Annotated in this window: 10 protein-coding genes; all 10 read left to right on the top strand. The window is 31.0% G+C overall.

Features of this window, described 5'->3' with window-relative positions:
* Nucleotides 1–414 precede the first annotated feature (414 nt).
* The 10 genes from ACTCDL_RS09235 (at nt 415) to ACTCDL_RS09190 (ending at nt 13133) form a co-directional block, all read left to right on the top strand.
* On the top strand, nt 415–666 hold the full coding sequence (locus tag ACTCDL_RS09235) for an SHOCT domain-containing protein (protein ID WP_463175996.1): 252 nt from the start codon (nt 415–417) through the stop codon (nt 664–666).
* A 135-nt stretch (nt 667–801) separates the two neighbouring features.
* Nucleotides 802–2034 carry a permease gene (locus tag ACTCDL_RS09230; protein WP_463175995.1) on the top strand — a complete coding sequence of 411 codons (1233 nt, stop codon included), beginning with the start codon at nt 802–804 and terminating at the stop codon, nt 2032–2034.
* Nucleotides 2035–3023: 989 nt separating this feature from the next.
* On the top strand, nt 3024–4697 hold the full coding sequence (locus tag ACTCDL_RS09225; protein ID WP_463175994.1) for an AAA family ATPase: 1674 nt from the start codon (nt 3024–3026) through the stop codon (nt 4695–4697).
* 238 nt (nt 4698–4935) lie between these two features.
* The gene (locus tag ACTCDL_RS09220; RefSeq protein ID WP_463175992.1) at nt 4936–6306 is read left to right on the top strand and encodes a plasmid pRiA4b ORF-3 family protein; all 1371 of its coding nucleotides are present in this window, start codon (nt 4936–4938) and stop codon (nt 6304–6306) included.
* 113 nt (nt 6307–6419) lie between these two features.
* Nucleotides 6420–8093: an AAA family ATPase gene (locus ACTCDL_RS09215; protein WP_463175991.1), complete on the top strand. Its 1674-nt coding sequence runs from the start codon at nt 6420–6422 to the stop codon at nt 8091–8093.
* Nucleotides 8094–8239: 146 nt separating this feature from the next.
* The gene (miaB, locus tag ACTCDL_RS09210) at nt 8240–9574 is read left to right on the top strand and encodes a tRNA (N6-isopentenyl adenosine(37)-C2)-methylthiotransferase MiaB (RefSeq protein WP_463175990.1); all 1335 of its coding nucleotides are present in this window, start codon (nt 8240–8242) and stop codon (nt 9572–9574) included.
* 37 nt (nt 9575–9611) lie between these two features.
* Nucleotides 9612–9989 (top strand): YlbF/YmcA family competence regulator, encoded by a 378-nt coding sequence (locus tag ACTCDL_RS09205; RefSeq protein WP_463175989.1) that lies wholly within the window; start codon nt 9612–9614, stop codon nt 9987–9989.
* Nucleotides 9990–10266: 277 nt separating this feature from the next.
* On the top strand, nt 10267–10773 hold the full coding sequence (locus ACTCDL_RS09200) for a hypothetical protein (RefSeq protein ID WP_463175988.1): 507 nt from the start codon (nt 10267–10269) through the stop codon (nt 10771–10773).
* Nucleotides 10774–10963: 190 nt separating this feature from the next.
* Nucleotides 10964–11698, top strand: a complete 735-nt coding sequence (locus tag ACTCDL_RS09195; protein WP_463175986.1) for an N-acetylmuramoyl-L-alanine amidase family protein — start codon at nt 10964–10966, stop codon at nt 11696–11698.
* Between the two features lie 220 nt (nt 11699–11918).
* Nucleotides 11919–13133, top strand: a complete 1215-nt coding sequence (locus ACTCDL_RS09190; protein WP_463175985.1) for a divergent polysaccharide deacetylase family protein — start codon at nt 11919–11921, stop codon at nt 13131–13133.
* Nucleotides 13134–13288 lie beyond the last annotated feature (155 nt).

Below are 13288 nucleotides of genomic sequence, written 5' to 3'. Positions count from 1 at the left end.
GAATAAAAGATGCTTTAGTCCTCTCTCCTAAGGTAGGAGAGAGTTAGAGTGAGGTATGAAAGGTTTTGATTTATTTCATTTTAGACTTGGAGATCTATAATTATAGATATATATTTAGAATTTAATTTTTTCATAATAAATTTAATGCTTGAAAAATTTTAAAATTTAAAGTCAAAAAATATATTGGACATAGATTTACACAGACTGAAACCAGACTAAAACATAAAAAAGATAAAATTATTAAAGCTTTTAAGTCGGATCTTAGTCAAATTTTAGTCTGTGTCAAAATAGGTTTTGATTTATATATTTATGAAAATTATTAGTTCAACTTATATAGTTAATACCTATTAATAGAAAAACTGAGATAATATAATTATAATCTATGTTGTTAATTAGTATAAAGGAGTGGTAGTTATGATGCATGGCTTTGGACATGGTTATGGTATGGGCAACTTTTTTGGAGGTGGAATGCTAATGATGGGACTATTTTGGATAGTAATAATTGTTGCGGTAATCTATTTTATTAGAAACTCTAATAATTCTGTAGATAGAAATTCGCCAAGCATAGTTAAAGAAGACCCTATTGAAATTGCTAGAGAACGCTATGCTAAAGGTGAGATTAGCAAGGAAGAGTTACAAGAGATTAAAGAGGAGCTAAGAAAGTAGATTTAAGCTTTAATTAGCAGGGAAATTTTAATTTGTCTACTCTATAGGCTACATTTTAATAGGTATTATTCTTTATTTTTGCAGGAAAACAAATCTCTTTCTTCAAATAATAAAATAGTAATAGTTACTATTTAGATGAAGGAGGAGATATTTATTAATAATTTCGTTAAACTTTATGGGAAAGCAACTATAACTGCATTTGGTTTCTTCTGGAAGGCTGGTTGGGCCTTTATTTTAGGCTATTTTATCAGTAGCATGATTCAAAGCTTCGTCCCTAAGAAGAAATTAACCAAATATATGGGTGAAGCCAATTTAAAGAGTATCTCGTTATCTACGATTTTTGGTGGAGCATCGTCTTCTTGTTCCTTTGCAGCTTTATCAGCAGCGAGGGCGTTATTTTATAAGGGAGCACATTTTATTACAATTGTAGCCTTTATGTTTGCCTCCACTAATTTAGTAATAGAATTAGGAATTCTAATCTTAATCTTTTTGGGGTGGGAGTTTTTAGCTGCTGAAATCATTGGTGGTTTGGTCTTGATTGCAATCAGTAGTATCTTAATTAAGATTACTTATCCTGATAGCTTGATTAAAGCTGCTAGAAAGAAGGTAGAGAGTGATACAGATTTAGCAGAGGAAGATTTTGATTGGAAAGAAAGAATCACCAGTAAAGAGGGATGGAACTTAGTTGCTAAGAACTTTGTGATGGAGTGGAAGATGGTCTGGAAGGAGATATTAATCGGTTTTACTATTGCAGGTTTTGTAGCAGTCTTTGTTAGTGATGATATCTGGGCTAAGATATTTTTAATGGAGTACACTAATTCATTACCATCTTGGTTGATTGCTATTGAAAATGCTTTAGTAGCTCCCTTTGTAGCAGCCATGACCTTTATTGGTTCTATGGGCAATATTCCACTAGCTACAGTTTTAAATGCTAACGGAGTCTTTTTTGCTGGAATTATGGGTTTTATCTATTCTGATTTGATGGTACCACCCTTAGTTGCTGTGAATGTTAAGTATTATGGCAAGAAGGTAGCTTTTTATATAGCAGGTATTATGTATTTGAGTATTGTTTTGACTGCATTAATTTTAAATGGATTGTTTTCTGTAATTGGGATTGTTCCAGAGAGTACTAAAGTAATTACTGAAATGACTCAATTTAAGATAGATTATACTTTCTGGATGAATATTTTCTTTGTAGCTTTAGCAGGAGCTTTGATTTATCTTTATAAAAGACAAATGAAAGAGAAAAGTAGTCATGGAGATATGGACCATGGGGAAGAAAATAATAGTTTGGATATTAAAGGTTTATTTACTAAAGCCTTTATTTTGATTTTATTAGGAGGAATAATCTCTTATATAGCAATTTAATAAATGCTTAATCATGCTTAGCTGATGTTATGGACTAATCAGCTGAGGATTTCTTTATTGTATAGGTGATTAGAGTTAATAATGAAATTGAATTCTGAAAACTATAAATAAGGATATCATTAAAGGAGGAAGATTATTTGTGTATAAAAAATTGATAAAATTAAAGATAGATATAATCGGATTGCACCAATCTATCATAAGTTAGAAGCAATGATGGAAAGAGGAAGAATGGGAGTTAGCGTGAAAAATTATGGAAACAAGTTAAGATAATAGCTCAAGATAGAAAAGAGCTTAGATTATTGGAGGATGGGGTTGGTACTGGTAAGAATATTCCTTATTACCCTGAAGGGATTAAAATTTATGATTGGGAAATTGATGTGCCTTTTTAATATAATTAGAGTATAGTTTTTGATTTAATAGTTTGTCATTATTGATTGTAAGATATGAAATCTTAATTAGAAGACTGAAATCTATTTATAATTATTAATTCTTAGCCACTATTAGTACATTCGGTGGCTTTTTCATATTTACCACTTTTAAATCAAGCTTTTTATGTTATAATATATAATGTTGTAGTATACAAATTGAGATATATTATCAAAAGGAGGAATAAATATGGCAGAGGATAAAAGGTATTTAATTCAAACCTACGGTTGTCCGTCTAACATAGCTAGAATGATTGAATTAGATAAAGAAGAAACCCCTCTAAGGCGAGTAAAGTAGAGGGGTTTTTGCTTTTAAACTTGCTTATAATATCTGATATTAGTAAAAGTGAATTGTTTTAAGGAGGATTAAGGAAATAGTCATAAAGTGTATAGCAAATACTAAAGATATCATAATAAAGCTGAGTGTTTTTTGGTTGAATTTTTGTTATTCTCTATTTTTATAGAAGGATAATTATAATCTTTGCTTAATTAATAAAATAGAATAAGAAATAATCGGTGAAGATACTAAATACATATTAGAGAAATAAAAAAGGCGGGATGGTTATGAAGAAGCTACCTATAGGTATTAGTGACTTTAAAGAGTTAAAGGAAAATAATTATTATTTTATAGATAAAAGTTTATTTATTAAAGATATAATAGATGAAAATGCCAAGGTTATTTTATTACCTAGACCCCGAAGATTTGGAAAAACTCTTAATCTTTCTATGTTGTATTACTTTTTCAGTAATACAGATGAGGATTATAGTCATTTATTTAAGAATTTGAAGATAAAAGATACAGAAGATAGATATTTAGATAAGCAAGGTAAGTATCCAGTGGTGTTTTTAACTTTTAGAGGAGTAAAAGATTTGTCATGGGAAGATTGTTTAGAAAATATACAGGATATTATATCTAGTCAGTATGAAAGTCATGCCTATCTATTAGAAGGTGAATTATTAAGCGATAAAGAAAAGACAGTTTATCGAGATATAGTTAATTTATCAGCTAGTAAGGTTCATTATCAGAAAGCCTTATCTAAATTAATTTGTTACCTAGAGCGGTATTATAATCAGAAAACAATTGTACTAATTGATGAATATGATCAACCTATTCAAAGTGGTTACATGAATGGTTATTATGAGGAAGTAATAAGCTTTATGAGAGGATTTTTAGAAAGTGGATTAAAGGATAATAATAGTCTAGAAAAGGGTGTTTTAACTGGAATTTTAAGAGTAGCGAAAGAAAGTATTTTTTCTGGTTTAAATAACTTAATGGTTAGTACTTTATTAGAAGATAAATATGATAGTTACTTTGGATTATTAGAAGAAGAGGTAGAAGAAATATTTAATGATTATAGTTTAGAGTACAGGATAAAAGAGGTAAAGGAATGGTATAATGGTTATAACTTTGGGGAAAAGACTCTTTATAACCCTTGGTCAATAATTAATTGTATATACTATCATGGAGAATTAAAACCTTATTGGGTCAATACTAGTGGGAATGAAATAATTAAAGGTCTGATTATTAATGGAGATAGTGAGATAAAGAGTGATTTGGAATTGTTAATCAAAGATGAATCTATTGAAAGAAAGATAGATGAGAATATTGTTTTTGCAGATGTAGATAAAAAGAGTACTTCTCTGTGGAGTTTTTTATTATTAAGTGGTTATTTAAGGGCTAGTAATAGCCAGAGGAGAGGAGCTAGACTTTATTGTGATTTAGAAATACCTAATCAAGAGGTTAAATATATCTATGAAGAGATTATATTGGATTGGTTTGAAGAGAATATTACTAGTCAAAAGCTTAAATTAATGTTAGAGGCTTTAACTAGTGGAGATATAGAAATATTTTCTAGTATTTTTACAGAGTTTGTTTTAAATAGTATGAGTAGTTTTGATATAGGAGGTAATGAACCTGAGAAGGTATACCATGCCTTTGTATTGGGATTACTTTTAAACTTAAGAGATAATTATCAGGTTAAATCTAATCGAGAGAGTGGTTATGGTCGTTATGATGTTATGATTATCCCAAATAAGAAAGATAAGCTAGGGATAATTATGGAGTTTAAAAAGGTTAATGAGTATAAAAAGGAAATTTTAGAGGAAGCTGTTGAGGAGGCACTAAAGCAGATTAAAGAGAAGAGATATAAGCAAGAACTATTGGCTCAAGGAATAGAGGGTATTATAGAATTGGGTATAGCTTTTTCTGGTAAAGAGGTTATGATTAAAAAATCTTAAATTATTAAAACTCTGTATTCTAGTTAAAGATACAGAGTTTTTCTGTTAGGTAATAGTTTGAATATATTAAGTAGTTTTTGTTGTGCTTTACAACTGCACGATGAATTATGTGATATGGTGTTATTATAAAACAACTTTTTTCTTAGGTTTGGGGTAGGTGAGGATTAAAGGCATAGAATCTTGAAGATGAGGTAAGATAATATTCATATTATTTAAATTTAAGCGAGGTGAAAGCTAAATGAAAACATTTAAAATATCTGAAAAAAGTCCAACACCATTACTATATGATTTTAATATTTTTATCAATTATTTAGAGGAGAATCAAATTACTTTAACCAAGACTAATCAATATTTACGAGGGAAAGATTTATTCAAGTTAAATCAGTTAATGACTAATCCAATTGAAGATGTAACTACTAGAACTCCTCAAGAGACATATCCACAATTACATCTATTTTATAATCTAATTTTAGCAGGAAAGTTATATGAGAAGGAATTTAAAGGTAAGACTAAAATCTTACTAAAGTCAACAGACCTCTTAGAGAAGTATCAATACTTAACTATGACAGAGAAGTACTTCTTTTTACTAGAAACCTTCTGGATTGATGCAGATTGGAGAGTTCTTCAAGGGGGAACCTTTGGTAAGGCTGATGTCTATACTGTCACTCCTGTAATGGAGTTTTTGTCTCAACAATCTGCTGGTCAAAAGATAGATATTCAAGATACCAAACATGGTCAAATACGACAGATGATGTGGGATTGGGAATACTACTTACTTTATTTTGAAATTTTTGGTTTTTGGCGGGTGCTAATCGATGAAGCTACTAGGAAACAAATGTCTTCTAGAAGAGCAACATTTGCTGAGATGTTAATCCCTACTGAGTTTGGGATTAAGATGGCGAAGGTATTAAAAGAAGAACGGGATTTAGAAAGATGGAATCTTTCTTATAGGGAAGCTATGGGCGAGTGGAATGTGGTGCCTGGTTCTCCACTAGGTGAGATAGACCACGACCCAATTGATGAATTGATGCGTACTTTTGGAGAAGAAAAGATTAGAAATATTTTAGAAAAGAAGGAGATAGAAGAGACTAAAGTAGAAGTTTGGGAAGAAGAGAAATTCTTTAAACCTTTTCAAGACCTCTTTGTTAAAGGAGAATTGCAAAAGACTATTAGTAAAAAGCGGAGCAAAGATTTTGTAGAAGGTAATTATATCTTTAAAGTATCATTGAAGAGAGGTTTGTGGCGAAGAATTAAAATATCTTCTACTAATACTTTACTTGATTTGCATCAAATTATTCAAAATGCTTTTGATTTTGATGATGACCATTTATATGCTTTTTTTATGAGTGGTCAACCTTGGAGTAAACCTAAATTTACACATCCTCAGGATTATGATGGTATCCCAGTTACTGAGGTTAAAATTGGAGAGTTAGGATTAAAAAAAGGTCAAGAGATACTTTATTTATTTGATTATGGTGATGAATGGCGCTTTAGTGTTAAGTTAGAAAAGATTAATACTAAAGAAGAACTAGTAGAATCAGAGATAATTGATGAAAAAGGTGATGCACCAGAGCAGTATCCCGATTTTTTTGATTCAGGGTGGGAATAGAAGGATAATTATAATCTATAACTAACTAATATAGTAATGGGTAACAAGAAAGAAATTAGTACTAGGCACTGCTTACTTGTCACTCGTAACTGCATTAAGAAGGTGGGATAACTATGAATAAATTACCTATAGGAGTTAGTGATTTTAAAGAATTGATAGAAAACAAGCATTATTTTATAGATAAAAGCTTATTTATCAAAGAGATAGTAGATGAAGATGCTAAAGTTATATTATTACCTCGACCAAGAAGGTTTGGAAAGACTCTCAATCTTTCTATGCTGTATTATTTTTTTAATAATACAGAAAAAGATTATAGCTATTTATTTAAGGGGTTGCAGATAGAGAATGTAGATAATGAATATTTAGCTAAACAAGGTAAATATCCTGTGATAGAATTAGATTTTAAAGGTGCTAAAGCTGATGATTGGGAAAGCTGTTTTGATAATATTAAGAGAGTAATTGCCAAAGAATACAAAAAACATAGTTACTTATTAGATAGTGATGTCTTAATCTCTTATGAAAAAGAAGAGTATAAAAAGATAATCTCACATCAGGCTGATAGTGCTGCTTATCAGTTTAGTCTAGAGAATTTATCTGAATATCTTAAAAAATACTATAATCAGAAGGTAATAGTTCTAATAGATGAATATGATGAACCTATTCAAAGTGGGTATGTGAATGGTTTTTATAATGAGATTATTACCTTTATGAGAGGGTTATTAATTCGAGGGTTAAAAGGAAATGTTAATTTAGAAAAAGGTATTTTAACAGGGATCTTAAGGGTAGCCAAGGAAAGTATATTCTCTGGCTTAAATAATTTAGTGGTGAGTACTTTATTAGAGTCTAAGTATGATAGTTATTTTGGTTTATTAGAATCAGAAGTAGAAGAAATTTTTAATGATTATGGTTTAGAGTATAGGCTAGAAGAGATAAAAGAGTGGTATAATGGTTATTATTTTGGTGAGAAGACACTTTATAATCCCTGGTCTATAATTAACTGTATCTATTATCAAGGAGAGTTAAAGCCTTATTGGATTAATACCAGTGGAAATGAAATAATAAGGGATTTAATTATTAATGGAAACAGTGAAATTAAAAGTAATTTAGAGTTATTAATCAAAGGTCAATCTATCGAAAAGAAGATAGATGAGAATATTATCTTTGCTGATATAGATAAGAAGAGTAGTTCTTTATGGAGTTTTTTACTATTAAGTGGTTATTTGCGGGCAAGTAGTAGTGAAAGAAGAGGTGCTAGACTTTATTGTGATTTAGAAATTCCTAATCAAGAGATTAAATATATCTATGAAGAGATTATATTGGATTGGTTTGACGAGAATATTACTAGTCAGAAGCTTAAGTTAATGTTAGAAGCTTTGACTAGTGGAGATGTAGAAATCTTTTCTGGTGTTTTTAGAGAGTTTATCTTAAATAGCATGAGTAGCTTTGATATTGATGGAGATGCACCTGAAAAAACTTATCATGCTTTTGTATTGTGGTTATTGTTAAATTTACGAGATGATTATCAAGTTAGGTCTAATCGAGAGAGTGGTTATGGTCGCTATGATGTGATGATTATTCCAAATCAAAAGAATAAGCTAGGTATAATTATAGAGTTTAAAAAGGTTAATGAGTATAAGAAGGAGAGTTTAGAAGAAGCAGTTGAAGAGGCATTAAAGCAGATTGACGAGAAGAGATATAAACAAGAACTATTGGCACAAGGAATAGAGGAGATTCTAGAATTAGGTATAGCCTTTTCTGGTAAAGAGATTATGGTTAAGAAATCTTAAATTATAAAACCTCTGTAGTCTAGTTAAAGCTACAGATTTATTAATAACTTTTTCTAATCATTCACTTTTAAATGATTAATTTTATGTTATAATATATAATGTTATAGTTTACGAACTGAGATATATTATCAAAAGGAGGAACTAACATGGTAGAAGTTAAAGATAAAAGGTATTTAATCCAAACCTACGGTTGTCAGATGAATGAGCATGATTCAGAAAAGCTGGCAGGCGTATTAGAAGGTGAAGGCTATCATCCAACTGAAGAGTTAACAGAAGCTGATATTATTATTTTAAATACATGCTGTGTCCGTGAGAATGCTGAATTGAAGGTTTATGGTAAAGTAGGACAACTGAAGCGATTAAAGGAGAATAATCCTGATTTAATCATTGGAATCTGTGGATGTATGATGCAACAAGAAGAGGTAGTTAATGAGATTAAGGCGAAGTATCGCCATGTAGATATAGTTTTTGGTACTCATAATATTCACCATTTTCCAAAGCTATTAAAGCAGGCTAAAGAGCAGAAAAATCCACTGGTACAAGTCTGGGATGAGAATACAGAACTAATTCCAGATATGCCAGTACAACGAACTGATGACCATAGAGCTTGGGTTACTACTATCTATGGCTGTAATAACTTCTGTACTTATTGTATTGTGCCCTATGTAAGAGGAAGAGAAAAAAGTCGTCCAATTGAAGATATAGTTAGAGAGGTAAAAGAGTTGGCGACTGATGGGGTTAAAGAGGTTACTTTACTTGGTCAAAATGTCAACTCTTATGGTAATGATTTTGCAGACAAGACTGATTTTGCTGATCTGTTGACAGCTCTTAACGAAATTGAAGGTTTAGCAAGAATTAGATTTATGACTGCTCATCCTAAGGATTGTAGTGATAGATTGATTGAAGCTGTAGCTAACTTAGAGAAGGTCTGTAACCATTTTCATTTGCCAGTACAAGCAGGAAGCAATAAAGTTCTTAAAGCTATGAATAGAAATTATACTCGTGAGGAATATATAGATTTAATTGAACGAGTTAGAGCTAAAAATCCTAATGCTTCTATCAGTACCGATGTAATCGTTGGCTTTCCAGGGGAGAGTGAAGAAGATTTCCAAGATACCTTAGATTTATTTGAGAAGGTAGAGTATGATATGGCATATAGCTTTATGTACTCTAAGCGAACAGGTACTCCTGCGGCTAAGATGGAAGAGCAGGTACCTGATGATGTTAAAAATGATAGATTACAGAGACTAATAGATTTACAAAGTAGTATCAGTATGAAAAATAATCAACCTTATTTAAATCAAACAGTAGAAGTATTAGTTGAGGGAGAGAGCAAGAATAATCCGGAAACCTTAACAGGTAGAACTACTACCAATAAGATAGTTATCTTTGAAGGTGACAAGAATTTGACAGGTCAACTAGTTAGTGTTAAAATAAACAAAGTACAGAGTTGGACTTTGTATGGTACAATAGTCGATTAATCTCTGTTGCAAATAATCAAAAGGGATGTGTAGTTTTATGTCAATTATGAACAAAGCTAAAGATTTGGGAGATGCACTTGTAGAATCTAGTGAATATAAGGAGCTATTGGTAGCTCAAGATACTATGCAAGCTAATGAAGAAGCTCAAGGAATCTTACAAGAGTTTCAACAAAAGCAACAAATGGTACAGATGATGACAATGAATGGTCAAGAAGCAACTGATGAAGTAAGAAAAGAGTTAGAAGGATTACAAACTAAGATGCAAGAGAATGAAGATATTAAAAACTTTATGAAAGCTCAAAATAAATTTAACCAAGTTATGCAGACTGTTAATCAAGTTATCTCTGCAGCTTTAGCTGGAGAAGAAGAAGGTTGCGGTTCTCATGCTGGTGGATGTAGTGGCGGTTGTTGTTAGTACTTATAAAAAATAAAACTCTAGACTCGTACGAGTCTAGAGTTTTATTTTTTTTGTACTTTGTAAATTATAGAGATAGTAAGTGAAAATTTTAACCGTGCAATTTTTGTAGTATTGTTAGATAGAAGTAATAATAATTTAATAAAGAAATGGCTGCAATCTCATACTTAAATACCTAGATTTACCTAAGATTTTTCTTTTAAAAAGAGTTATAATTTGTAGTAGGTATTTATAGTCTAGCTTTATTTCTACTTATTATAATTAAATTTTAGAGAGGATGTTAATAATTAAGAGACTAGTCGCAGTTATTTTAGTAGCAGTGTTTACAGTAGGTTTTTCTGGTATAAGTTATGCTTTAAATAGTCCAGGGGTTGTACAGAACCATGGGGCTATCACTGGAATCTTAGTCAGTGACCATGGACTTAAATTGAGTGGTGAATATGGCCTTACTCCTCAATTAGCCTTGATAGGTACAATGGGAGATCCAATTTCAAGATTAGGAGTAAAATATGAAGTTAATGGTAACTTTGCTTTGTTAGGTGGAATTACTGATAGTAGTCCTTTTATTGGAATCAATGGCTCACATAAGATTAACAGTGATATTAGTGGACTTTATGAATTTGACTTGTCTTCAAGAAGGAGTGATTTATCTTTAATGTATGAGTTAGGTTTAAAGATAAACTTAGATGCAAAGGTAGATTTAAGAGCAGGGGTTCTAGGTTTTATCGAAGATAGCTATCATCATTATCACACCTTAGAGGTAGGTATAGGTTATAATTTTTAATAAATATAGTAGTTTAATCTTAGAAGCATCCTTATTTAAGGATGCTTTTTTTACATAACTAGAATTTTTAGACTATTTTTTAACTGCTGAATATTTTATTGATAAATTTCTTATTAAATTATGATAATATAACTTTTTGATGAATAAATTTAAATTAAGAATTATCTTAGGTTGATAAGGAAGTGGCAGAGTGATTATCAAAATAGAGAAGTATACAGTATATTTAGTAGTATTATTTATATATCTAATCTGCTTTTTACCAAGCAGATTAGATATAAGCAAGGTACTCTTATCAACAGAACCAATTACTCAGCAAAGGATAATAGTTATAGATCCAGGTCATGGTGGAATAGATGGAGGAACTAGTTATGGAGGTATTTTAGAGAAGGATATTAATCTAATCATTGGATTAAAATTAAGGGATTATCTAGAGAATAAGAGTAATACTAGGGTGCTTATGACTAGAGAAGATGATATATCTCTAGATCATCTTAATAAGTACTCTAGCAGTCGCCATACAAGAGATTTGCGGGCTAGATTAGATATTATAAATCAAGAAAAGGTAGATCTATTTATCAGTTTACATGTTGACCATCGTATCGGTCAGTCTTGGCAACGAGGAGCTAGTGTTCTTTATTATCCTCGTCATCTTCAAAGTAAGAGGTTGGCTGAGATTATACAAAAACACCTCAATCAGTTAGAGTATCAAGGCTTTAAGAATAAGCACCAAATTAAAAAGAGAAGAGATCTCTATATTTTGAAGGCCAAAAATACTCCAGGTATTTTGATTGAATTAGGATTTATCACAAATCAGCATGATAGATACTTACTACAGCAAAGAGATTATCAGATACTATTAGTAAAAGCAATTTATCAAGGTATAGAAGAGTATTTTTCAAGTTTTCAATTTTTAGAGAAAGAATAGTTTCAAAGAGAAGAAGGTATATTAACTCAAATTTTAAGGTTGAGCTTAAAACTAGATGAATTTAGCAAAATAAAATCAATGCTTTACTTAAGGTTAGTTTGAGATTTAGAGTAAATTTAATGATTTAACTGAAATTGTATCAATTGAATCTGACAAAATATAGATATTTTACTACAAGTTATAGAAGTTAAATGTATAAAAGATGAGGAGGTGTATTATTATGCTTAAATTTCAGAAGAATTATTTTAAATATCTGATTATCGGTTTCTTGATTACCGCTATTATGACCTTGTTTATTGAAGGCAATCAACTCTTAGCAGCAAAGGGCTTAGTAGAAATTCCTCAAGAGCAGGGATTATCAGCCCAATTGAGAGTTAAAGTACGAAACTTTTTATTGTATTCTAAGATTAGCCATCTAGCTACTAGTGTGATAGACAATAAGAGTTATCAAACACGTAAAGATTTAGAAGAGAAGGCAGTTAAACTTTTAAGTGGTAGCCGATTTTCAGGTTTAAATATTGATAAGAGTAGCCTGATAAGTGATATTGGTTATAAAGGTGGTAGAGTTTATCTTAATCTATCAAATCAAATTTATAAATTAAATGTCTTTGAACACTTTCTAATTATTGAGTCTCTAGTAAAATTATTTGCTGATATATCAGGGGTAGAGGATATACAATTTTTGATTGGTGGTCATAAGGGTAAGCTCTCATCCCATTTAGATATTGTTAGACCAATAAAGGTTAGAAAGGATAATGCCCAGATAGCAATTATTATCGACGATTTTGGCAATAGAGCTGAAGGGACTGATGATATTCTAAAATTAAAGCAGAGGATTACCTGTGCAATCATTCCTTTTAAAGATGATTCTACAGAAGAAGGTAAATATGCTCAGAAGCTAGGGTTTGATGTGATTATCCATCTGCCAATGGAATCTGAGTTAGATCGACCTAATTGGATGGGAATCAAGCCGATTTTAACTACCTTATCTAATGAGGAGATTAGATCAAGGATGGAAGAGGCTATAGCAGATATTCCTAATGCTATTGGATTTAATAATCACACTGGCGGTAAAGCAACTGCTGATAAACGGGTGATGCACGTTCTTTTAGAGGTAGCTAAAGAGAGAGGACTAGTAGCTATAGATAGTAGAACAACTCCTAAGACTGTAGTAGCTCAAGTGGGAAAAGAAATTGGTGTTAAAGTTTTAGAGAGGGATATATTTTTAGATCACAAAAAGGATTATGCATACATTAGAGAAGCAATGCTTAATTTAGCTGGTAGGGCTATTGTGCGGGGGAAGGCTATAGGAATAGGTCATGTAGGTCCACATGGAGGAAATGTAACGGCTTTAGTTTTAAAGAATTTATTGGATCCCATTGAAGATGCTGGGGTTGACTTTGTAGGAATTAGCAGTTTAATTAATAGCAAGTGATTAAACTGCTATTTTGAATATAGAGAGACAACTTTAAAAGGAAATAAATCAAAACTTTTCATACCTCACTCTAACTCTCTCCTACCTTAGGAGAGAGGACTAAAGCATCTTTTATTCCCCTCTCCTGATATGAGGAGAGGGGTTAGGGGTGAGGT

It is taken from the genome of Orenia sp. (assembly GCF_055140805.1).
Note: the sequence above shows the minus strand (reverse complement) of the source record. Positions and strands in the feature narration are given on the sequence as shown.